This window comes from Rhodococcus sp. NFXS4 (assembly GCF_058139645.1).
This window is the reverse complement of sequence record NZ_CP192221.1, coordinates 3,089,005-3,111,732: the sequence shown is the minus strand read 5'-3', so window position 1 is coordinate 3,111,732 and position 22,728 is coordinate 3,089,005. Positions and strand designations below refer to the sequence as shown.

Sequence of the window (22,728 nt, the reverse complement as noted above, 5' to 3'; positions counted from 1 at the left end):
TGGGTGTCCGGCCGGACATCTGGGAGGATGGACGCATGCGCATTGCAAACAGCGTCGTCGACCTCATCGGCAACACCCCGCTGGTGAAGCTGAACACCGTCGTCGCCCCCGGGTCCGCACTCCTCGCCGCCAAGGTGGAGTACCTCAATCCCGGTGGCAGTTCGAAGGACCGCATCGCCGTCAAGATGATCGAGGCGGCCGAGGCGTCCGGTGAACTGAAGCCCGGCGGCACCATCGTCGAGCCCACCTCCGGCAACACCGGAGTCGGCCTGGCCCTCGTCGCACAGCAGCGCGGCTACAAGTGCGTCTTCGTGTGCCCCGACAAGGTCGGCGAGGACAAGCGCAACGTCCTACGTGCCTACGGTGCGCAGGTCGTCGTGTGCCCCACCGCTGTCGCCCCCGAGGATCCGGACAGCTACTACAGCGTCTCGGACCGCCTCGTGCGCGAGATCGACGGTGCCTGGAAGCCCAACCAGTACGCCAATCCGGGTGGTCCGCAGAGCCACTACGAGACCACCGGACCCGAGATCTGGAACGACACGGACGGCAAGATCACGCACTTCGTCGCCGGCGTCGGTACCGGCGGCACCATCACCGGAACCGGTCGCTACCTCAAGGAGATGTCGGGCGGTGCGGTGAAGATCATCGGTGCCGATCCCGAGGGTTCCGTCTACTCGGGCGGGACCGGCCGGCCGTACCTCGTCGAGGGCGTGGGCGAGGACTTCTGGCCCAGCGCGTACGACCCGTCGATCCCGGACGAGATCATCGCCGTGTCCGACGCCGACTCGTTCGAGATGACGCGTCGCCTGGCCCGCGAGGAGGGCCTGCTGGTCGGCGGATCCTGCGGTATGGCCATGGTCGCCGCGCTGCAGGTGGCCGAGCGCGAGGGCCCGGACGCCCTCGTCGTCGTCCTGCTGCCCGACGGTGGTCGCGGCTACCTCGGCAAGATCTTCAACGACAAGTGGATGAGCTCCTACGGCTTCCTGCGCACCCGGCTCGACGGCGGCACCGCCGAGCCCACCGTCGGTGACGTGCTGCGCGGCAAGTCCGGCGCACTGCCCGACCTCGTGCACACGCACCCGTCCGAGACGCTGCGCGACGCCATCGAGATCCTGCGCGAGTACGGCGTCTCCCAGATGCCGGTCGTCGGCGCCGAGCCGCCGGTCATGGCGGGCGAGGTCGCGGGCAGTGTCAGCGAGCGCGATCTGCTCAGTGCCGTGTTCGAGGGCCGGGCGAACCTGTCCGACGCCGTGAAGACGCACATGAGTGCGCCGTTCCCGCTCATCGGTGCCGGTGAGCCGGTCTCGGCCGCGACGAAGACGCTCGGCGACACCGACGCCGTCATGGTCGTCGACGACGGCAAGCCGGTCGGCGTCATCACCCGCCACGATCTCCTCGGATTCGTCACCACCGCGTCCTGACACACGGAACCACTGACCCATCCCGACCGGCCTCCGGCCTGCCCGCTCGTTAGGCTGGTGCGCATGAGTGAGCAGCGCAGCAAGTCCGACACGACGTCCTGGCAGGGGTTCTCCACTCGCGCGGTGCACGCCGGGTACGAGCCCGACCCGCTGACCGGTGCGGTCAACGTCCCGATCTACGCGAGCTCCACCTTCGCCCAGGACGGCGTGGGTGGTATGCGCAGCGGGTTCGAGTACGCCCGCACCGGCAACCCGACCCGGCGTCCGCTCGAGGCCAACCTGGCAGCCCTCGAGAACGGCCACTACGGTCGCGCGTTCTCCTCGGGCATGGCCGCTACGGACGCCCTCCTGCGGGCGTCGCTGCGCCCGGGCGACCACCTCGTGATCCCGAACGACGCGTACGGCGGCACCTTCCGGCTCATCGACAAGGTGTTCACCCAGTGGGGCATCGAGTACTCGGTGGCCGCGGTGTCGGACGTCGACGCCGTGCGCGAGGCCATTCGCCCCAACACGAAGCTGGTCTGGGTCGAGACGCCCACCAATCCGCTGCTCAACGTCGGCGACATCGAGGCCCTGTCGGGCGTCGCACACGAGGCGGGCGCGAAGATCGTCGTCGACAACACGTTCGCGTCGCCGTACCTGCAGCAGCCCCTCACGCTCGGCGCCGACGTGGTGCTGCACTCGACGACCAAGTACATCGGTGGACACTCCGACGTCGTCGGCGGCGCCCTCGTGTGCAACGACGAGGAACTGGACGCGTCGTTCGCCTTCCTGCAGAACGGCGCCGGCGGTGTTCCCGGACCGTTCGACGCGTTCCTGACACTGCGCGGCATCAAGACGCTCGCCCTGCGCATGGAGCGGCACAGCGACAACGCCGAGAAGATCGTCGAGCTGCTGACGGGTCACCCCGCCGTCTCCTCGGTCATCTACCCGGGATCCGAGAGCCACCCGTCCCACGCCGTCGCCGCCAAGCAGATGCGTCGGTTCGGCGGCATGGTGTCGGTCCGTCTGAAGGGTGGCCGCCAGGCGGCGCTCGACCTCTGCGCGCGCACCGAGATCTTCACTCTCGCCGAGTCGTTGGGCGGCGTCGAGTCGTTGATCGAGCATCCCGGCGCCATGACCCACGCCTCCACCGCCGGCTCGCTGCTCGAGGTGCCGGACGACCTGGTGCGCCTGTCCGTCGGCATCGAGGACGCCGCCGACCTGGTGGGCGACATCGAACAGGCGCTCGCCTGACGCTCGCCTAGGAGCATTCGGGTTTAGGGTTCCAGCCATGGATCTCCTCACCGCCGACCGGCTGGACCGCGCCACCGCGCTGCTCGCCCCGGTCATGCGCCGCACACCCCTCGTGGCGTCCCGTGTCCTGTCCGATCGCACCGACCGCCAGGTGTGGCTCAAGTGCGAGAACCTGCAGCGCACCGGATCGTTCAAGCCGCGGGGTGCGTACAACCGGATCGCGGGTCTGACCGACGAGGAGCGCGCTCGTGGGGTGGTCGCGGCCAGTGCCGGCAATCACGCGCAGGGCGTCGCGTGGGCGGCGTCGGAACTCGGGGCCGCGTCGACGGTGTTCATGCCGAACGGTGCGCCGCTGCCGAAGTTGGTGGCCACCAAGGCGTACGGGGCCACCATTCACCAGGTGGGCACCACCATCGACGAGGCTCTCCTGGCGGCCATGGCCTTCGCCGACGAGACCGGCGCCGTGCTGATCCACCCGTTCGATCACATCGACGTGGTCGCTGGCCAGGCCACGGTCGGCGTCGAGATTCTCGACCAGATGCCCGATGTGGGCACCATCGTGGTGCCGACCGGCGGCGGCGGTCTCGTCGCCGGCATCGCCGCTGCCGTCGCGTTGAGCGGCAAGGACATTCGCATCGTCGGGGTGCAGGCGGAACAGGCAGCCGCGTGGCCCGGGTCGCTCGAGGCCGGTATGCCGATCTCTGCCGAACGGATGTCGACGATGGCCGACGGTATCGCCGTGGGGCGTCCCGGGGCGGTCCCCTTCGCGCACGTCACCGAAATGGTGGACCGCGTGATCACCGTCAGCGAGGATGCGCTGTCGCGGGCACTGCTGCTGTGTATGGAGCGCGCCAAACTCATCGTCGAAGCCGCCGGAGCGGCAGCCGTCGCTGCGCTCATGGACCATCCCGAACAGTTCCACGGTGACGGCCCGATCGTCGCTGTCCTGTCCGGCGGCAACATCGATCCGCTCCTGCTGACACACGTCGTCGCGCACGGGTTGCGAGCGGCGGGTCGCTATCTGACGGTGCGCATCGTCATCCCCGACCGCCCGGGTGGCCTGGTGGGGGTGCTCGGCGTGGCACGCGACACGGCCGCGAGTGTGGTCGACGTGGTGCACGCGCGCACGGCAGGGCGGCTGGCGATGGACGAGGTCGAGATCATGATGACCCTGGAGACCCGGGGCCCGGATCACCGCGCCGCCGTGCTGTCGGGTCTCGCGGCCGCCGGATACGAGGCCGAAGTTCAGGAGTGATCAGACAGTTCAGGAGTGATCAGGCGGCGATGAAGACCGCGGCGGAGGCGTGGTCGGCGGCGCGATCGACCAGCGCGTCGGCGCCCGCTGCCGCGGCGCGCGACAGCGCGGCTGCCACCACGGGGGAGGACGCGGCCACCGTGGCCGTGGTGGTGCCCGTGGTGGTCACCATCGTGGTTCCCGAGGCGATCGGAACGAGGCGTTCCGCCGAGCCGTCGATCACCGAGATCTGCCATCCACGAACGGGTTCCGGCCCGGCGACGGCAATGTCGGTGTCGGTCGAGTTCGCACCCGACACCGACACCAGTGCCCCGCAGGCGAAGCGGCGTGCGATCGTCGCGGCGATGCGCTCCACGACCACGGCGAGCGCTGTCGCGTCCAGATCGACTGTGGCCCAGCCGGGAAGGCGCACGCCGAGACCGTCGACCTCGATGGCCTCGTGAGTGTCCGTGCCCGAGCTGCGGAGCGGATCGACGGCGCCGGCCGTCAGGTCCGCGGCGGCGAGGGCGTGTCGCACCTGGTCCGCCAGAGCAGGGGAGACGCGCACGGTCCGGCCGAAGGAGCGGTTCAGTCGCTGCAGTTCGGAGTCCGCACGGGTGAGCGAGACGATGTCGAGCCACGTGTCCAGGGCGGTGCGCGCCGCGGCTGCCGCATCGGTGATCACGGCCGCGTCGGTGACGACCACCCGCACGTGGCGGTCGTCGATGTCGAACCCTGCGAATGCCTTCGTGGCGAGACTCATCTGGTGGCACCTCCATGGCGTTCATCGCTCGGCGAGCGCGTGCCTGTTACACCAGGGCTTCGAGCCCGGCGGCCACACGGATGGGAAACGGAGTTCGGCCCCGTACGCGAACGTGCGGGGCCGAACGACATGCGTCGTGCGAGATCAGTTGTGGTACGGCTCCGCGCTCGCGAGCGTGACCTTCATGGTCTTGCCGTTGGGCAGCGAGTACTCGCGCGTGTCGCCGACCTTGGCGTCGATCAATGCGCCGCCGAGGGGCGAGTTGGGGGAGTAGACCTCGAGCTTGCCGTCCCGTGCGCCCTCCTCACGCGTGGCGATGAGGAACGTCTCGGAATCGGACTCGTCACCGTCGTAGTAGACCTTGACGACCGACCCGGGGAGCGCGACGCCCGACTGGGTGGGAGCCTCGCCGACCTTGGCGTTGTTCAGCAGCTCCTGCAGCTGGCGGATACGCGCCTCCTGCTGACCCTGCTCCTCGCGGGCGGCGTGGTATCCACCGTTCTCCTTGAGGTCGCCCTCTTCCCGTCGCTCGTTGATCTCCGCGGCGATGACGGGTCGGTTGGCGATGAGCTGGTCGAGTTCGCCCTTGAGCCTGTCGTGCGACTCCTGGGTCAGCCAGGTCACCTGGGTCTCGCTCATCTCGATCACTCCCTCGTGTTCTTCAGAGCCGTTCGGCTCCGGTATTCGTAGGCGGCGTGCGGTGGTGTCACCGAGCCCACACGTGAAAGAGAGCCCGCGCTGGTGCGCGAGCTCCGTCACGAGCAGGGCGTTCCGCCGGGGCGGAACGCGGTCGATGCGAACGGCCCTTGGCTCGAGTGCTCGCGTTACGCCCGTCAATGCAGCAATACACGGCCCCACTGGGTGAGCCGTGTACGAATCGATTTTACCACGAAAGAACTTCGTGGTTTCTTGGTCGGCACCCGACGGTCACCGAGGTGTGAGATGTTCCGGCACGTCCAGGCTGCATCCGTAGAGGTCGGCGAGGCCCGGCGCGGCCGAGGTGATCACGAAGCTGCGGACGTCCTCGGTGCCGTTCTCGGACGCCGGGATCAGTACTTCGCGTCGCCCGGTCTCGGTTCCGTCGCGCGATCGCGATCGGATGATGCAGACCGCGGGCTGGGACGGGTCGTCCCTGGTCACGTTCAGGCGTACGTCGACGCGGTCCTCGCCGACGATGTCGAACGACACCATGGTCCCGTCGACGTCGGGGGTGGTGAACTTGGTGTATCCGAGGTAGGCGACGGCCACGCCCAGCGCGATGACCAGCAGCGTCAGAGCCACGGCGAGGACACGGGACGGGGCGATTCCCCGACTGGTGGGGTAGCGACCCTCGGGGAGACTCTGCGGCGTGGTGGACATCGACGTCGAACTTACCCGCGGACCCGGTACCGCCTCGGCGGGGTACCGGACGAAGTGGAACTATTGGAGGTGCCCGGACCGGAACCGGAGCACCACCGATAGTTGAAGTGAGGCACACGTGAGCGGACTGCGACTGATGGCAGTGCACGCCCATCCCGACGACGAGTCCTCCAAGGGCGCTGCCACCATGGCGCGTTACGCGGCCGAGGGCAACGAGGTGCTGGTGGTCACGCTCACCGGCGGTGAGCGCGGCGACATCCTCAACCCGGCCATGGACATCCCCGGTGTGCGCGAGCGCATGTCCGAGGTGCGCAAGGAGGAGATGGCCGCTGCCGCAGCCATTCTCGGGGTGCAGCAGACGTGGCTGGGGTTCGTGGACTCCGGTCTGCCGGAGGGAGATCCGCTGCCGCCGCTTCCCGAGGGATGCTTCGCGCTGGTGCCGCTCGAGGAGTCGACCGAGGCTCTGGTGCGCGTGGTGCGCGACTTCAAGCCGCACGTCATGACGACCTACGACGAGAAGGGTGGCTACCCCCACCCCGACCACATCCGCTGCCACGAGGTGTCGGTCGCCGCGTACGAGGCGGCCGGCGATCCCGAGCAGTTCCCCGGAACGGGCGAGGCGTGGGAGGTCTCGAAGCTCTACTACTCCCACGGCTTCATCCGCCAGCGCATGCAGTTGTTCGACGACGAGATGATCGCCTCCGGTCAGGAGGGGCCGTTCACGGAATGGCTCGCGCAGTGGCCGAAGGATCGCGGCGAGATCATGGAGCGCGTCACCACCCAGGTGGAGTGCGCGGACTACTTCCAGCAGCGCGACGACGCACTGCGTGCGCACCGCACCCAGATCGATCCGAACGGCCGCTTCTTCGCGGTCCCGGTCGACGTGCAGAAGAAGCTGTGGCCGACCGAGGAGTACGAGCTCGCGCGGACCCGCGTGCGCACGTCGCTGCCCGAGACCGACCTGTTCGCCGGGATCGAGTCTTAGATGACCGTGCTCAGCGCGTCGATCATACTGGCGCAGAACAACACCGGGCCCGAGTTCGGTAAGGCGTCACCCGTCGGCCTCGTCATCATCGTGCTGTTGCTCATCGGTACCGCCCTGTTGGTGCGGTCGATGAACGCGCACTTCAAGAAGCTTCCGGCGTCCTTCGAGCCGGAGGATCCGACGCCGGACCAGGCGGCGGACGAGGGCACGGACCGCGGAGGCTTCCGACCCGAGCGGTGAGGGGTTTGCGACCCGAGCGGTGATTGCGCCGGGTGTCACGGGGGACACTGCAGGGGTGGCCACCCGTGAGCGCAACACCCTGTCCGACTCGACGAGCCCCTACCTGCGTCAGCACGCCGACAATCCCGTGCACTGGCAGCAGTGGGGTGACGACGCCCTGGCGTGGGCTCGCGAACGAGACGTCCCGGTCCTGCTGTCGGTGGGCTACTCGGCGTGTCACTGGTGTCACGTGATGGCACACGAGTCGTTCGAGAACGACGCCATCGCGGAGATCATGAACGCGAACTTCGTGTGCATCAAGGTCGATCGCGAGGAACGTCCCGACATCGACGCCGTCTACATGAACGCGACGGTCGCGATGACGGGTCAGGGCGGTTGGCCGATGACGGCGTTCCTCACCCCCGACGCGGAACCGTTCTACTGCGGCACCTACTTCCCGCCCACACCTCGGCAGGGGATGCCGTCGTTCACGCAGCTGCTCGAAGCCATCTCCGAGACGTGGCGCACCCGTCGTGACGAGGTGCAGCAGGCGTCGGCCTCGGTGGTCGCGGAACTGCGCAGGACCGCCGCGGGCATCCCGGAGGGCGACCGAGTCGTCGACGCCGCCCTGCTCGACGAGGCGGTGGCGCGCGTTCTGGCGGACGAGGACGTGCCGCGCGGCGGCTTCGGCGGAGCACCGAAGTTCCCACCGTCGTCTCTCGTGGAGGGGCTGCTCCGCCACGTCGAGCGCACCGGGTCGGAGCCTGCCCGCGCTGCGGTGGGCCGTACCGCCGACGCCATGGCCCGCGGCGGGATGTACGACCAGCTCGGGGGCGGTTTCGCCCGGTACTCCGTCGATGCGGACTGGGTGGTGCCGCACTTCGAGAAGATGCTCTACGACAACGCGTTGCTGCTGCGCTTCTACGCTCACCTGGCGCGCCGCGGCGATGCGTTCGCTCATCGTGTGGCCGTCGACACCGCCGACTTCCTCCTGCGCGATCTCGGCACGGACGACGGGTGCTTCGCCTCCGCCCTGGACGCCGACACCGACGGGGTGGAGGGTCTGACCTACGCGTGGACACCCGCGCAGCTGGTCGAGGTGCTGGGCGACGAGGACGGGGCTCGGGCCGCACAGGTGTTCGGGGTGACCGACACGGGCACGTTCGAGGAGGGGGCGTCCGTGTTGCAGCTGCGGGCCGAACCGACGGACCCCGAGCGTTTCGCACGCATGCGCGCAGCACTGGCCGCGTCGCGTGCCACGCGTCCTCAGCCGGGGCGCGACGACAAGGTGGTGACCGCCTGGAACGGCTTCGCGATCACGGCGCTGGCCGAGGGCGGCGCCGCGCTGGGGTACCGGAACTGGGTCGATGCGGCAGCACGCTGCGCGGACCGCATCCTGGACCTGCACCGCGTCGACGGCCGACTACGGCGTGCGTCCCTGGGCGGTGTCGTGGGCGATGCGGCGGCTATCGCGGAGGATCACGGCGCACTCGCCGTCGCTCTCGCCGCGCTGCACCAGGCGACCGGGGAGGCACGCTGGCTGACGGCGGCGGAGGAGGTACTCGACGTCGCGCTCGACCACTTCGCCGATCCTGAGCAGCCGGGCAGCTGGTTCGACACCGCCGACGACGCGGAGACGCTCGTGACCCGGCCTCGCGATCCACTCGACAACGCGACCCCGTCCGGAGCGGCACTGATCACCGAGGCTCTGCTGACGGTGGCCGCGTCCAGCGAGAACTCCTCGCGCTTCGGTGCGGCGGCGGACAGGTCGCTTGCGCGAGCGTCGATCCTGCTCGAGCGGGCACCCCGGTCGGCCGGCCACTGGTTGACCGTCGCGGAAGCCGCGGTGGCGGGACCGGTGCAGGTGGCGATCGCCACGGAATCGGTCGACGACGACCTCGTACGCACCGCCCGCCGCGTCGCCGCCGGCGGCACGGTGGTGGTCGCGGGTCCGCCCGACTCGGTCCCGCTGCTCGCGGATCGCCCGCTGGTGAGCGGCGAGTCGGCCGCGTACGTGTGTCACGGCTTCGTGTGCGACCGACCGGTCACCGACCCCGAGGACCTGACCGCACTCCTGGTCGGGTGACGCCGGATCAGGTGAAGAGCACCAGCCACACGGCGATGTAGTGGCACACCGCGGCGACGACCGTCGCGGCGTGGAAGAACTCGTGATGGCCGAACGTGGTGGGCCACGGGTTGGGCCACTTCGTTGCGTAGAGAATCGCGCCGATGCTGTAGAACACGCCGCCCGCCACCAGCAGTGCCATCGGTCCGACGCCCACACGATGGGTGAGTTCGCCCGCGACCGGCACGATGGCCCAGCCCAGCACGAGATACAGGGGCACGCCCAGCCAGCGAGGGGCCGTGGGCCACAGCATCTTCAGCGTCACTCCGGCCAGCGCACCGGCCCACACCACGATCAGCACGATGGTGCCGGTGCGGCTCGGCAGCCCGAGCACCGCGAACGGCGTGTAACTGCCGGCGATGAACAGGAAGATCATCGAGTGATCGGCGCGCTTCATCCACGTCCGGCTGCGCACGGTCTGCCAGTGGACGCGGTGGTATGTCGCGCTCACTCCGAAGAGACCGCACGTCGCGACGGCGTAGACAGTGATCGCGAGACCGGCCCGGACGGACACCGCCGAGTAGGCGAGCACCACGAGCACGACTCCGCAGACCACCGACACCCCGAAGGCGTACAGGTGGATCCATCCGCGCATGCGCGGCTTCACCGGCAGTTCGTCGAGCCCGAAGACAGTCACGAACCTACGGTACCGTAGGTTCGCGCTCCGACCGTGGCCGAACTAGCGGTCACCGAGTGTCAGATCCATCAGGGCACTGATCGTCGTGCGGTGAACCCATCCGCGCACACCGTCGCTCGCCAACGCGGCCCTCGCCGCAGCCAGTCCTGGTGCCCCGTGCACGCCGCCGCCCGGATGGGCGGACGCGCTTCCGAGGAACAACCGACCGACGGGAGTCTCCGTACGTCCGAGTCCGGGAACGGGCCGGAACACCAACTGCTGCTGCAGTTGCGACGTTCCGCCGTTCACCGCGCCACCGAACAGGTTGGCGTCGTCCGCTGTCAGGTCGCCCGGCCGCTGGACGTGCTTGCCGACGATCGACGCCGCGAACCCGGGCGCGTACTCCTCGAGGACGGTGTCGACCCGCTCGGCGAGCAGGTCGCCCGAGGCGTCGTCCGTCACACCGCGGGGGAGGTGTGTGTACGCCCATGCGCTCTCCGTCCCGGCCGGGGAGCGGGTGGCGTCCGCGGTCGTCATCTGACCGAACAGCATGAACGGCCGCTCCGGGATGCGGCCTGTCACCAGGTCGGCGTTCCATCGCACCAGACCGTCGTCGTCTGCGCCGACGTGCACCGTGCCCGCCTGGTTCAGACTCTTCGAGCGCCACGGGATCGGGGAGTCGAGCGCGTAGTTGATCTTCACCACCGGGGTGTCCCACTCGAACTTCTCGAGATCGCTGTGCACCCGCGCGGGAACCGCGTCCCGCGGCAACAGCGAGCCGTACAGCGCGGGAGCGGACACGTCTGCGACGACGGCTCGCCGTGCGACGTACGTGTCGCCGCCTGCCGTCCGCACGCCGCGGGCGACACCGCCGGAGACGTCGATCGAGGTCACCTCGGTTCCGCAGACGACCCGCGCCCCGGCGCTCTCGGCACGGCGCACGAGCGCGCTGGTCAGCTCCTGCGCACCGCCGACCGGGACGGGGTAGCCGACATCCTGCGCGAGCATCGTCAGCAGGTAGCCCATGATGCCGCTCGCGGGTGCGTCGGTGGGGACGTCGGCGTGCATGGCGTTGCCGAGCAGCAGGCATCGCGCCGCCTCGCTGTGGAACAACTCGTGCGCCATCGCCCGGGCCGGGAGTACTGCGAAGCGCAGGAATCGCAGTGTCTCCGCGGTCCCGAGGCGCCGGAAGAGCGTCGCGGCACCCTTGACAGGCGGGAAGGAGCTGCCGAACAGCGAGTGCAGCAGAGGGTCGCGGATCCGGTTCCACTGATCCACCACGTACATCCACGCCTCGCCGTCGCGTGGATCGTGCTCCGCCAGCATGGCGGCGGTGTCCTCGGGATCGTGGTGGACCACCGGGGCGTCCTCGTCGTCGGGCGAGCGCGGGTGACCGAAGACGACGGGTGAGTGGGTCCAGCGGAGTCCGTGGCGGTCGAGCTCGAGCGCCGTGAATGCCGGGGACGACGCACCGAGGGGATAGAAGGCACTGAACAGGTCGCTCACGTATCCCGGGGTGAGCTCGGCGCTGCGGACCGCGCCGCCGGGCACCGGGGCGGACTCCAGGACGACGACGTCCCATCCTGCGTCGGCGAGCACGGACGCCGCGACGAGTCCGTTGTGGCCCGCTCCGATCACGACGGCGTCCACCGTCGTGGTCGTCATCGGGGAACCGCGGAACGCTCGGCCAGCAGCGCGAGTCGCCGTGTCGCCTCGGTGTTGCGGGGATACACGAGTGCGTGCTGGACCGACTCGGGAACGAGCGAGAACGGGAGGGTCCGAGCGTGCTCGATCATCTCGATCCGGCACCCCGAGCCTCGCGGCGTCAGGCGCAGGACGATCGTCGCCTTGCCTGCCGGCATCCCGCGCGCTTCGAGTGTCACCTCGCGTCCCTCCGTCATGCTCAGTACCCGCGTCTCGTCGTTCAGCACGGCGGGCCACAGCCCGACCGAATGGTGGATCCGCGAGCCGGGCGCGGGGAACTCGGGGTCGACGGCGCGGATGCGCGAGGCGCCCACCACCCACGTCGCGTAGCTCCACCCGTCGGAGAGCACGTTCCACACGGCATCGACGCTCGCCGTGGTGTCCCGGACAACAGTCATGACTGCTCCTGTTCTCTCGTGTGCGGTCGGAGCCGGGTACCCCGTACGCCACGGAACCATCATGCGGCGCGGTGACGAGTCGGTCACGCCGATCGCGTCGTACTGCGGGCGTAGGGTGATCACCTGCTGAACAATTCTGTCGAAGTGGGGAGCTGGGTGAAGGCTCGCGGTCTGCTGTACACGCTCTACGAGAGGCGCCTGCTGCGTCAGCTCGAGGGCGCTCAGCACCCTCGGCACGTCGCCGTGATGTGCGACGGCAATCGTCGCTGGGCCCGGGAGAACGGCTTCACCGACGTCAGCCACGGGCACCGGATGGGCGCGCTCAAGATCGCGGAGCTGCTCACGTGGTGTGACATGGCCGGCGTCGAGATGGCCACCATCTACCTGTTGTCCACCGAGAACCTGCGCCGGTCACCGGACGAGCTCGACTCGCTGCTCGAGATCATCACCGACGTCGTCGAGGAGATCAGCGGACCGGGAAAGAACTGGTCCGTGAAGATCGTCGGCACGATGGATCTGCTTCCCGCCGAATCCGCCCGCCGCCTCAAGGAGGCCGCCGCCGGCACGGCCGGCCGCTCGGGAACGCACGTCAACGTCGCGGTCGGGTACGGCGGCCGTCAGGAGATCGCCGACGCCGTGCAGTCGCTCATCGCGGAACGGCTGTCCGACGGTGCCGACGGGGACGAGTTGCTCCGCTCGGTCACCGTCGAGGGCATCGACTCGCACCTCTACACGTCGGGCCAGCCGGATCCGGATCTGGTGATCCGCACGTCGGGGGAGCAGCGGTTGTCCGGGTTCCTGCTGTGGCAGAGCGCGTACTCGGAGATCTGGTTCACCGAGGCCTACTGGCCCGAGTTCCGCCGCGTCGACTTCCTGCGCGCGCTGCGCGACTTCGCCGCGCGGCACCGGAGATTCGGTACCTGAGCCGGAGCCGGGCAGGCCGGAGGCCGGTCGTCACAATTTGCGCAGGCGCAGCCGGTTGATGGTGTGGTCGGCGTCCTTGCGCAGCACCAGGGTGGCGCGGGGGCGCGTCGGCAGGATGTTCTCCACCAGGTTGGGCCGGTTGATCGACTGCCAGATGTCCGCGGCCGCGATCCTGGCGTGCTCGTCGGAGAGTCCCGAGTAGTGGTGGAAGTGCGAGGCCGGGTCGGCGAACGACGTGGAGCGCAGGGCGAGAAAGCGGTCGACGTACCACTTCTCGATGTCCTCGATGCGGGCGTCGACGTAGATGGAGAAGTCGAAGAGGTCCGAGACCATGAGGCGCGGACCGGTCTGCAGGACGTTGAGTCCCTCGATGACGAGGATGTCCGGCTGTCGCACCTCGGTGTACTTGCCCGGCACGATGTCGTACGAGACGTGCGAGTACACGGGTGCGCGTGCGGATTCGGCGCCGGATTTCACCTCGGTGACGAAGCGCAGAAGCTTGCGCCGGTCGTAGCTCTCGGGAAAACCCTTGCGGTGCATGATTCCTCGACGCACCAGCTCGGCCGACGAGTAGAGGAACCCGTCCGTCGTCACCAGGTCCACGCGCGGGTGGTGCTCCCATCGCGCCAGCAGTGCCTGGAGCACGCGCGCGGTCGTGGACTTGCCGACGGCGACGCTGCCGGCGATGCCGATGACGAACGGGACCTGGCGGTCCGGCGTCTTCTCCCCGAGGAACGTGGCCGTCGCCGCGAACAGGCGTTGGCGGGCGGCCACCTGGAGATGGATGAGTCGAGCGAGGGGGAGGTAGACCTCCGCGACCTCGTCGAGGTCGATCTGTTCGCCCAGGCCGCGCAGGCCGGTGAGCTCGTCCTCGGTCAGGACCAGGGGTGTCGCGTTCCGGAGAGTGCGCCACTGTCGACGGTCGAATTCGACGTACGGACTCGACTCGCTCACTCGGGACACGCTGCCTCCATGACTGAATTGTGCTGGGTGGCTCCGGCGAACCGACAGCCGGGTGGTGCGTGACTAGAGTCGAGCGTCATGCACGCCGACACTCTCGTCCACGACTACCTCGTGCTGGGGTTGTCCTTCGATCGCCTCGAGGAGGGGTTCGTCGACGCCTACACCGGAGACCCCGCTCTGCGACGCCAGGTCGAGAACGCGCCCCCGCCCGAACCCCGCGCGCTGGCGCGGCGGGCGACGGAACTGCGGACCGAACTGCCCTCGTCGGGGCTCTCCGAGGACCGCGCCGCGTTCCTCGACGTCCACCTGCGCGCGCTCGAGACGTCGGCACGGAAGTTGGCCGGTGACGAGATCGGATTCGTCGACGAGGTGCACGACTACTTCGACGTCGCGATCGCACCGGGCGACACCGACGACTACCGCGAGGCACATCGCCTGATGGACGAGGTGCTGGCCGGGGCGGGGCCACTGGGGGAGCGGGTGCGCGCTCACCGCGTGGCCGACGAGATCCCGCCCGAGCGGCTCGCCGAGTGCGTCGAGGCGTTCTCCAGTGCGTTGCGCGACAAGGTGCGCGGCCGGTACCCGCTGCCCGACACCGAGAAGGTCACCTACGAGGTGGTGGGCGACAAGCCGTGGTCCGGGTTCAACTACTACCTGGGCGACTACCGGTCCACCGTCGCGATCAACTCGGACCTCAAGCAGCACATGGCGCATCTGCCCCATCTCATCGCACACGAGTCGTACCCGGGCCACCACACCGAGCACTGCCGCAAGGAGGCCGGGCTCGTGCGCGGTGCCGGGCAGGCGGAGCAGACGCTCTTCGTCGTCAACACTCCGCAGTGCCTGATGGCCGAGGGCCTCGCGGACCTGGCGCTCGAGTCTATCGTCGGGCCGGGCTGGGGAGTGTGGGCGCAGGAGATCTACGCCGACCTCGGCCTGCGATTCGACGGGGAACGCGCCGAGGCGCTGCAGACCGCGTCGGCGAAGCTGCTGGGGGTGCGTCAGGACGCCGCGCTGCTGCTGCACGACGAGCACCGCAGCCAGGACGACGTGGCCGCGTTCCTGGGGCAGTGGTCGCTCGCGACACCGGAACGCGCCCGTCAGATGTTGCGATTCCTGTCCTCACCGCTCTGGCGTGCCTACACCAGCACCTATGTCGAGGGGTATCGCCTGCTGCACTCGTGGCTGCACCGGGCCGACTCGGCGGACGGCCGAGCCGACCGCTTCGAGCGGCTGCTCGACGAACCCCTCATCCCGTCTCAACTGCGCTGATCACGGGCATTAGACTCGGCGGCATGACTGCTGCGCCCGTCTCTGCCACCAACATCGACACCGCCTCCCTCGCCGAGGTGGATCCCGAGGTCGCCGCGGCGATGGCCGGCGAGCTGGGACGCCAGCGCGACACCCTGGAGATGATCGCGTCGGAGAACTTCGTTCCCCGCGCGGTGCTCCAGGCGCAGGGCAGCGTCCTCACCAACAAGTACGCCGAGGGTTACCCCGGTCGTCGGTACTACGGCGGGTGTGAGCACGTCGACATCGTCGAGGATCTGGCTCGGACCAGGGCGAAGGAGCTGTTCGGTGCCGAGTTCGCCAACGTGCAGCCGCACGCGGGCGCCCAGGCCAACGCCGCCGTTCTCATGGCTCTGATCAACCCGGGCGACAAGATCATGGGTCTGGACCTGGCGCACGGCGGCCACCTGACGCACGGCATGAAGCTGAACTTCTCGGGCAAGCTCTACGAGGTCGAGTCCTACGGTGTGAGCAAGGAAGACCACCGCATCGACATGGACGAGGTGCGCAAGCAGGCGCTGCACGCACGCCCACAGGTGCTCATCGCCGGATGGTCGGCCTACCCGCGGCACCAGGACTTCGCCGCGTTCCGCTCCATCGCCGACGAGGTCGGTGCGCTTCTGTGGGTCGACATGGCGCACTTCGCCGGGCTCGTCGCCGCCGGTGTGCACCCGTCTCCGGTGCCCTACGCGGACGTCGTGTCCTCCACCGTCCACAAGACCCTCGGTGGGCCCCGCTCGGGCATCATCCTCGCCAAGAAGGAGTGGGCGAAGAAGCTCAACTCCGCGGTGTTCCCCGGCCAGCAGGGCGGTCCGCTCATGCACGCGATCGCGGCCAAGGCCGTCGCCTTCAAGATCGCCGGCACTCCCGAGTTCCGGGAGCGTCAGGAACGCACCCTGCTCGGTGCGTCGCTGCTCGCGGAGCGGCTGACCGGCGCCGACGTCTCCGACAAGGGTGTCTCGGTGCTGACGGGCGGAACCGACGTCCACCTCGCGCTGGTGGACCTGCGCAACTCGCAGCTCGACGGCCAGCAGGCCGAGGATCTGCTGCACGAGGTCGGCATCACCGTGAACCGCAACGCGGTGCCGTTCGATCCGCGCCCGCCGATGGTCACCTCCGGTCTGCGTATCGGTACCGCGGCGCTCGCGACCCGTGGGTTCGGCGAGGCCGAGTTCACCGAGGTCGCCGACATCATCGCGACGGCGCTCGCCACCGGCGAGGCCACCGACGACCTGCGTGGTCGCGTCAGCACGCTCGCCCACGACTTCCCGCTGTACGAGGGACTCGAGGGCTGGGGACTGCTGGGCTGATCCGACATGCGGCTCACCGTGGCGGGTCTGCAGACGGCGGGGTCACCGGGTGACGTCGAAGCCAACCTCGCGGAACTCGACGGAGCCGCGGGGGCGGCTCTGGCGCGCGGAGCCGACCTCCTGGTCACGCCGGAGATGTTCGTGACCGGGTACGACATCGGTGACCGCCTCGCCGAGCTGACGTCACGGGAGCTTCTCTCCGAGGTGTGCGCACTGGCGCGCCGCCGCGGCATCGCGCTGCTCGTGGGTCTGCCGCAGACCGAGGCGGGAGCGGTGTACAACACGGTCGCACTCGTCGATGCGGACGGCAGTGTGATCGCGCAGCACCGCAAGTCGCACCTCTACGGTGAGCTCGACCGGGAGTGGTACTCGCCCGGGCTCGACTCGGTGACGGTCGTCGACTTCCGCGGGGTGCGGCTCGGTCTGATGATCTGTTACGACGTCGAGTTCCCCGAGAACGTCCGAGCCGCGGCCCTCGCGGGCGCGCACGCCCTGCTCGTTCCCACCGCGCAGATGGTGCCGTTCACATTCGTGGCCGACGTCGTCATCCGCACGCGCGCATGGGAGAACCAGCTCTACGTCGCGTACGTCAACCACGTCGGAACCGAGCGCGCCACCACCTACGTCGGCCGTAGCAGCATCGTCGGCCCCGACGCCGAGGTGATCGACCGACTCGACGACGAGACCGGCCTGATTCTCGGCACGGTGGACACCGAGGTCGTGGCGGCGGCCCATCGAGACAACCCCTACCTGGTGGACCGCCGCCCCGGCCTCTACTCGTCGATCGTCCGCGACCTCAGTCGCGAGTGAGCGGCAGGCCGGCGCGGCCCAGGAAGTCGAGGATGTCCGACTCGACCTCGCTGCGGTTGGTCTCGTTCAGGATCTCGTGCCGCGCACCGGGGTAGACCTTCTCCTCGAACGACGGGCCGCGCAGTGAGCGCATCGCCTCGGTCGTCGGCTCCAGCGGCACCAGCTGATCGTCGCCGCCGTGCAGCCACAACGTCGGCTGGTCGCCGAGAGTGCCGGAGGACGCCACCGTCTCCACCGCGGCCGTGAAGGTCTCGAGGGTGACGCGTGCGAAGGGGCCGTGGAAGACCAGCGGGTCCGCCTGGTAGGCGGCGCCGACCTCGGGGTCGCGGGACAGTACGGACGGGTCGATCGGGATCTCGGGGATCTCGTCCATCGACAGCAGCATCGAGAAGGCCGGGTTCTGCCCGACCAGCGGACCGGACAGCACGAGTGCCGCCAGCTCGCCGGGGTGGGTCTGCGCGTAGCGCGTGGCGATGAGACCGCCCATCGAGTGGCCCAGCAGCATCACCGGTAGATCGGGGTGCTCGCCGCGGGCGATGTCCGCGATCGAGTGCAGATCGGCGACGATGCCGTCCACGTCCGTGATCTCGGCGGGCGTCCCGTCCGACTGCCCGTGCCCGTGATGGTCGGGGGCGTACACCGCCGCTCCGGCCGACGTCAGGGTCGACGCCAGGTGGCCGTAGCGACCCGAGTGTTCGCCGTACCCGTGCGCGAGCAGCGCGACGAATCCCGGCGTGGTGGACGGCCAGGAACGGTAGGCGACGGTGCCGTGGGTTCCCCTGAGCTGCTGCATTTCCTGCGCGTTCTGCATCGGCCGAAGTTAACACCGTGGCCTTCGGCCCCGTGCGCCTTTTGCGTACTCCTGGATGCGCGAAAGGCGCACGGGCGTGTAACGCAGAGTTCACCCACACGTCCCCACGTGTCGCCGAGCCTGCGCCCCCGATCCGGTCTAGCGTCAGCAGTGCGGGTGGCGGGGAAGCCGTCCGTACGGGAGGTCCTCACACATGACTGAGTCATTCGGTCGGGAGGGGCCGGCCCCGGTCCCTGCGGTGTCGGGATCGACCGGTCCAGCGATCGACGGATGCGCGGTGACCGCGCGTCCTTAGGAGCCCCACGTGACTGCAGCTCGCTCCGGTTCTTCCGTCCGCACCTACGTGCTGGACACCTCGGTTCTGCTCTCGGACCCCTGGGCCGTGACTCGGTTCGCCGAGCACGCGATCGTCCTTCCACTCGTCGTCATCAGTGAGCTCGAGGGCAAGCGGCATCATCACGAACTGGGGTGGTTCGCGCGCGAGTCGTTGCGGATGCTCGACGACCTGCGGATCCGCCACGGGCGCCTCGATCAGCCCGTGCCCATCGGCACCGAGAACGGCACCCTGCAGGTCGAGCTCAATCACACCGACCCCGCTGTGCTTCCCGTCGGCTTCCGGACCGACTCCAACGACTCGCGGATCCTCGCGTGCGCACTGAACCTCGCCGCCGAGGGCAAGGACGTGGTGCTGGTCAGCAAGGACATCCCGCTGCGCGTCAAGGCCGGTGCGGTGGGTCTGCCGGCCGACGAGTACCACGCTCACGACGTCGTCCCGTCGGGATGGACGGGCATGGCCGAGATCGAGGCGTCGCGCGCGACCATCGACGGCCTGTTCGCCGAGGGATTCGCCGACATCGACGAAGCGCGAGAGTTGCCGTGCCACACCGGTGTTCGACTGCTCGGCGTTACGTCCAGCGCGTTGGGTCGGGTGACGGCGAACAAGCAGGTGCAGCTGGTGCGCGGCGAGCGTGAGGCGTTCGGCCTGCACGGCCGGTCCGCCGAGCAGCGCGTCGCCCTGGATCTGCTGCTCGACGAGAGCATCGGCATCGTCTCGCTCGGCGGGAAGGCCGGCACCGGTAAGTCCGCGCTCGCGCTCACCGCGGGCCTCGACGCGGTGCTCGAACGACGGACCCATCGCAAGGTCGTCGTGTTCCGGCCGCTGTACGCGGTCGGCGGCCAGGAGCTCGGCTACCTCCCCGGCAGCGAGAGCGACAAGATGGGCCCGTGGGCGCAAGCGGTGTTCGACACGCTCGACGGTCTCGCGAGTCCGGAGGTCATCGAGGAGGTCACCGCACGCGGCATGCTCGAGGTGCTGCCGCTCACGCACATCCGCGGACGGTCGCTGCACGACTCGTTCGTCATCGTCGACGAGGCGCAGTCGCTGGAACGCAACGTCCTGCTGACGGTGCTCTCGCGGCTCGGCACGGGATCACGCGTGGTGCTCACGCACGACGTGGCGCAGCGCGACAACCTGCGGGTCGGACGCCACGACGGTGTCGCCGCCGTGATCGAGAAGTTGAAGGGGCACCCTCTCTTCGCCCACATCACGCTGACCCGTTCGGAGCGCTCGCCCATCGCCGCACTGGTCACCGAGATGCTCGAGGAGTTCGGGCCGGCCTGAGTCACCGTTCGCGCCGGGCGGCACGGACCGCCCGGCGCGGTGTGACGCCGAACTATCACCGACCTCTTTGTCAGGGAGATCACCGGAATCCGCGTCGCGCGGTCCGAAGGTTCGGAGTGGACACCTACGGCCGTTATGCTGCTGTGATGCCGAAGAGTGACCAGGACCTGTTGAGCGAGCTCGAAGCCGATGCCGCGCACCTGCTGCAGAAGCACATCGACGCTGCTCGGGACTGGCAGCCCCACGACTACGTTCCGTGGGACTCGGGTCGCAACTTCGCGTTCCTCGGCGGCGAGGACTGGTCTCCGGAGCAGGTGACGCTCGGTGACGCCGAGGTCGTCGGTGCCACCGTCAGCGTGCTGGTCGCCGACAACCTGCCCGAGTACCACCGCGACCTGGCGTTCGCTCTCCGGAGCAGCGACGTCTGGTGGAAGCTGATCGGCCGGTGGACCGCGGAGGAGAACCGGCACGCCATCGTGCTGCGCAACTACCTCATGACGACTCGCGCGGTCGACCCGGTGGATCTCGAGCGTGTGCGCATCGAGCACATGACCACCGGCTACTCCGCACCGTCTCTGCACGTGCTGCACATCCTCGCCAAGTTCGCCCTCGACGAGCGCGCAGCGGCCGTGCGCCACCGTCGCGCCTCCGCGTCGTCGCAGGACGCTCTCCTGTCGAGCATCCTCGACCGCATCGCCGAGGACGACGAGCTGCAGACCACGCTCTTCACCGACCTGGTCTCCGCCGCGATCCGCGTCGATGCCGACGGCGCCGTCCGCGCCATCGCCGACACCGTCGCGTCCTTCTCGGTCCCCACCGTCGATCTCCCCGGCCGCGGTGGCAGCGCCGAACTGCTCGCCGGCATCGGGCTCTACGACCGCACCATCGAGACCGAAGAGGTGATCAAGCCCCTGCTCGAGGCGTGGAACGTGTTCACCCTCGACGGCCTCGGCGAGGACGGCCTCGCGGCCCGCGCGGAGCTCGAGAGCGCACTCGCCACTGCCGCGTCCTGATCAGCGCGTGATCGCGAACCCGCCCACCACCACCGGCTGACCGGCACCGACGAAGTACACGGTGCCGTTCCAACGGTTCGGGTTCACGGCGTCGCGCGTCATCTCGTCGTGGAAGACGGCTCCGAAGGCGGGGGACAGGCGCGAGTAGTCGACGTGGACCACGTCGGCCCCGGTCGCGATGCTCGGGGCGCGGTAGACGTCGCCCGGGATCGCGTTCACGCCGAGAAGTCGGTTGACCGTCGTGTCGCCGGTGATGGTCTTGCCGTCCCACAGCGGGACGGGAGCGCCCTCGGGCGTGGTGCCGACGTAGACGCCGTCGGGAACGGGTCCGGCGGACGCCAGCGTGGGGGCGGCCAGCGCCGCGCCGATCGCGGCGGCGCCGCCGAGGAGTGCCACTGCAGTTCGTGTCATGACACGTCACACTTCTCCTGATCGCCCCGCACCACAGCGTTTCGCCGTGATGCGGGGCGGGGAGTGCTGGGTCAGTCCTGGACCTTGGCCATCGCCAGGACGTCGAGGCGCTTGTCGAGTTCTTGTTCCGACAACTTCTCGGGGACGAGTCCACGCTCGAGGACGACCTCGCGAATGGTCTTCTTGTCCTTCAAGGCCTGCTTGGCGACGGCCGCAGCTTCCTCGTAGCCGATCGCACTGTTGAGAGGTGTCACGATGGACGGCGACGACTCGGCGAGCTGCTTGAGGTGCTCCTCGTTGGCGACGAGGCCGTCGACACACTTGTCGGCGAACAGGCGGGAGACGTTGGCGAGCAACGTGAACGACTCGAGCAGGTTGCGCGCCATCATGGGGATGTAGACGTTGAGTTCGAAGGCTCCGGCTGCGCCGCCCCAGGCGATCGCCGCGTCGTTGCCGACGATCTGCGCCGCCACCTGGGTGGCCGCCTCGGGGAGAACCGGGTTGACCTTGCCGGGCATGATCGAGCTGCCGGGCTGCAGGTCGGGGAGCCGGATCTCGCCGAGACCGGTGAGCGGGCCCGACCCCATCCAGCGGATGTCGTTGGCGATCTTGGTCAACGAGACGGCGATGGTGCGCAGCGCGCCCGACGCCTCGACCAGACCGTCACGAGCCGCCTGGGCCTCGAACGAGTTCTTCGCCGCGGTGAGGGCGTCGACACCGGTCGACTTCACCAGCTCGGTCACGACCTTCGGGCCGAAGCCGTCGGGGGCGTTGAGACCCGTGCCGACGGCGGTGCCGCCGATGGGGAGTTCGCCGAGGCGGGGGAGCGTGGACTGCACGCGCTCGATGCCGGCCTCGATCTGACGTGCGTAGCCGCCGAACTCCTGGCCGAGCGTGACGGGCACCGCGTCCATGAGGTGGGTGCGGCCCGACTTCACGACGGTCTTCCACTCGGTCGCCTTGGCCGCCAGAGCGGTGTGCAGGTACTCGAGGGCCGGGATCAGGCTGGTGACCGCGGCCTCGGTCGCGGCGACGTGCGTCGCGGTGGGGAACGTGTCGTTGGACGACTGCGACATGTTGACGTGGTCGTTGGGGTGCACCTCGACGCCCGCGTTCTTCGCGATGCTCGCGATGACCTCGTTCGCGTTCATGTTGGAGCTGGTGCCCGAGCCGGTCTGGAACACGTCGATGGGGAACTGATCGTCGTGTTTGCCGTCCGCGATCTCGCCGGCCGCCGCGATGATGGCGTCGGCCTTGTCCGCATCGAGCAGACCCAGGTCCTTGTTGACCTGTGCACATGCGGCCTTGAGCAGCCCCATCGCGCGGATCTGGGTGCGCTCGAGGGGGCGGCCCGAGATGGGGAAGTTCTCGACGGCGCGCTGTGTCTGCGCACGCCACAGCGCGTCGACGGGTACGCGAACCTCTCCCATCGTGTCGTGCTCGATGCGGAACTGCTGATCGTTGTCTGTCATGTACCTCGTGCCTCGGTAGATGGGTCGGGAAGTCGGAGTGCGC

General features: G+C 69.1%; 22 protein-coding genes. 12 read left to right on the top strand and 10 right to left on the bottom strand.

The features are described 5' to 3' along the window. Positions 1-35 precede the first annotated feature (35 nt). The 3 genes from J4E04_RS14545 to ilvA all read left to right on the top strand — a co-directional run bounded on the left by J4E04_RS14545 (position 36) and on the right by ilvA (position 3,912). Positions 36-1,421 carry a cystathionine beta-synthase gene (locus J4E04_RS14545; protein WP_027503945.1) on the top strand — a complete coding sequence of 462 codons (1,386 nt, stop codon included), beginning with the start codon at positions 36-38 and terminating at the stop codon, positions 1,419-1,421. A gap of 63 nt (positions 1,422-1,484) precedes the next feature. Further along, positions 1,485-2,657, top strand: coding sequence for a cystathionine gamma-synthase (locus J4E04_RS14540; RefSeq protein WP_056447615.1), 1,173 nt, complete (start codon positions 1,485-1,487; stop codon positions 2,655-2,657). Between the two features lie 37 nt (positions 2,658-2,694). After that, positions 2,695-3,912, top strand: coding sequence for a threonine ammonia-lyase (gene ilvA / locus J4E04_RS14535; protein WP_027503943.1), 1,218 nt, complete (start codon positions 2,695-2,697; stop codon positions 3,910-3,912). 19 nt (positions 3,913-3,931) lie between these two features. Here ilvA and J4E04_RS14530 read toward each other — a convergent pair whose 3' ends face one another. From J4E04_RS14530 to J4E04_RS14520, 3 genes are all read right to left on the bottom strand, one after another. Next, positions 3,932-4,654 carry an FAD:protein FMN transferase gene (locus J4E04_RS14530; RefSeq protein ID WP_222638199.1) on the bottom strand — a complete coding sequence of 241 codons (723 nt, stop codon included), beginning with the start codon at positions 4,652-4,654 and terminating at the stop codon, positions 3,932-3,934. Between the two features lie 144 nt (positions 4,655-4,798). Continuing rightward, a complete protein-coding gene (greA, locus tag J4E04_RS14525) occupies positions 4,799-5,293 on the bottom strand; it encodes a transcription elongation factor GreA (RefSeq protein WP_027503942.1) in 495 nt (164 codons plus the stop codon). Positions 5,294-5,581: 288 nt separating this feature from the next. Next, positions 5,582-6,013, bottom strand: a complete 432-nt coding sequence (locus tag J4E04_RS14520) for a DUF4307 domain-containing protein (protein WP_027503941.1) — start codon at positions 6,011-6,013, stop codon at positions 5,582-5,584. A 136-nt stretch (positions 6,014-6,149) separates the two neighbouring features. On the opposite strand from J4E04_RS14520, the gene mca reads away from it, so the two are divergent. From mca to J4E04_RS14505, 3 genes are read left to right on the top strand one after another with little or no spacing between them, the layout of a single operon-like run. Then, positions 6,150-6,998 carry a mycothiol conjugate amidase Mca gene (gene mca / locus J4E04_RS14515; RefSeq protein ID WP_037184227.1) on the top strand — a complete coding sequence of 283 codons (849 nt, stop codon included), beginning with the start codon at positions 6,150-6,152 and terminating at the stop codon, positions 6,996-6,998. Continuing rightward, complete coding sequence (locus tag J4E04_RS14510; protein WP_027503939.1) at positions 6,999-7,238, top strand: hypothetical protein; 240 nt, start codon at positions 6,999-7,001, stop codon at positions 7,236-7,238. It begins immediately after the preceding gene. 55 nt (positions 7,239-7,293) lie between these two features. Further along, on the top strand, positions 7,294-9,303 hold the full coding sequence (locus J4E04_RS14505) for a thioredoxin domain-containing protein (RefSeq protein WP_490148871.1): 2,010 nt from the start codon (positions 7,294-7,296) through the stop codon (positions 9,301-9,303). Positions 9,304-9,310: 7 nt separating this feature from the next. Here the strand turns inward: J4E04_RS14505 and trhA are convergent, their stop codons facing one another. Genes trhA through J4E04_RS14490 form a run of 3 tightly spaced genes read right to left on the bottom strand, consistent with a single transcriptional unit; the run spans position 9,311 to position 12,060 of the window. Further along, the gene (gene trhA / locus J4E04_RS14500) at positions 9,311-9,979 is read right to left on the bottom strand and encodes a PAQR family membrane homeostasis protein TrhA (protein ID WP_490148870.1); all 669 of its coding nucleotides are present in this window, start codon (positions 9,977-9,979) and stop codon (positions 9,311-9,313) included. 42 nt (positions 9,980-10,021) lie between these two features. After that, positions 10,022-11,623: a phytoene desaturase family protein gene (locus tag J4E04_RS14495; protein ID WP_490148869.1), complete on the bottom strand. Its 1,602-nt coding sequence runs from the start codon at positions 11,621-11,623 to the stop codon at positions 10,022-10,024. Beyond that, positions 11,620-12,060, bottom strand: coding sequence for an SRPBCC family protein (locus tag J4E04_RS14490; RefSeq protein ID WP_307109075.1), 441 nt, complete (start codon positions 12,058-12,060; stop codon positions 11,620-11,622). The genes J4E04_RS14495 and J4E04_RS14490 overlap by 4 nt, the downstream gene beginning before the upstream one ends. A 156-nt stretch (positions 12,061-12,216) precedes the next feature. Between J4E04_RS14490 and J4E04_RS14485 the strand changes: the two genes are divergently transcribed. After that, a complete protein-coding gene (locus J4E04_RS14485; RefSeq protein ID WP_027503934.1) occupies positions 12,217-12,984 on the top strand; it encodes an isoprenyl transferase in 768 nt (255 codons plus the stop codon). Between the two features lie 30 nt (positions 12,985-13,014). On the opposite strand, the gene coaA is transcribed toward J4E04_RS14485, so the two are convergent. After that, entirely contained in the window at positions 13,015-13,947 is a 933-nt protein-coding gene (coaA, locus tag J4E04_RS14480) for a type I pantothenate kinase (protein WP_027503933.1), read from the bottom strand. Between the two features lie 78 nt (positions 13,948-14,025). Here coaA and J4E04_RS14475 point away from each other — a divergent pair, with 78 nt between their 5' ends. From J4E04_RS14475 to J4E04_RS14465, 3 genes are read left to right on the top strand one after another with little or no spacing between them, the layout of a single operon-like run. Then, positions 14,026-15,219 carry a DUF885 domain-containing protein gene (locus J4E04_RS14475; RefSeq protein ID WP_222646078.1) on the top strand — a complete coding sequence of 398 codons (1,194 nt, stop codon included), beginning with the start codon at positions 14,026-14,028 and terminating at the stop codon, positions 15,217-15,219. Positions 15,220-15,242: 23 nt separating this feature from the next. Then, the gene (gene glyA / locus J4E04_RS14470; RefSeq protein WP_027503931.1) at positions 15,243-16,547 is read left to right on the top strand and encodes a serine hydroxymethyltransferase; all 1,305 of its coding nucleotides are present in this window, start codon (positions 15,243-15,245) and stop codon (positions 16,545-16,547) included. A 6-nt stretch (positions 16,548-16,553) separates the two neighbouring features. Further along, positions 16,554-17,357, top strand: coding sequence for a carbon-nitrogen hydrolase family protein (locus tag J4E04_RS14465; protein WP_490148868.1), 804 nt, complete (start codon positions 16,554-16,556; stop codon positions 17,355-17,357). Here the strand turns inward: J4E04_RS14465 and J4E04_RS14460 are convergent. Next, complete coding sequence (locus J4E04_RS14460; protein ID WP_328813122.1) at positions 17,344-18,168, bottom strand: alpha/beta hydrolase; 825 nt, start codon at positions 18,166-18,168, stop codon at positions 17,344-17,346. The genes J4E04_RS14465 and J4E04_RS14460 overlap by 14 nt on opposite strands. 304 nt (positions 18,169-18,472) lie before the next feature. Between J4E04_RS14460 and phoH2 the strand changes: the two genes are divergently transcribed. After that, positions 18,473-19,789, top strand: a complete 1,317-nt coding sequence (gene phoH2, locus J4E04_RS14455) for an RNA 5'-3' helicase PhoH2 (protein ID WP_490148867.1) — start codon at positions 18,473-18,475, stop codon at positions 19,787-19,789. A gap of 146 nt (positions 19,790-19,935) precedes the next feature. Beyond that, a complete protein-coding gene (locus J4E04_RS14450) occupies positions 19,936-20,802 on the top strand; it encodes an acyl-ACP desaturase (RefSeq protein ID WP_027503927.1) in 867 nt (288 codons plus the stop codon). Here J4E04_RS14450 and J4E04_RS14445 read toward each other — a convergent pair whose 3' ends face one another. Further along, the gene (locus J4E04_RS14445; RefSeq protein ID WP_222638193.1) at positions 20,803-21,213 is read right to left on the bottom strand and encodes a hypothetical protein; all 411 of its coding nucleotides are present in this window, start codon (positions 21,211-21,213) and stop codon (positions 20,803-20,805) included. 71 nt (positions 21,214-21,284) lie between these two features. Then, on the bottom strand, positions 21,285-22,685 hold the full coding sequence (locus tag J4E04_RS14440; protein WP_490148866.1) for a class II fumarate hydratase: 1,401 nt from the start codon (positions 22,683-22,685) through the stop codon (positions 21,285-21,287). Between the last annotated feature and the right edge of the window lie 43 nt (positions 22,686-22,728).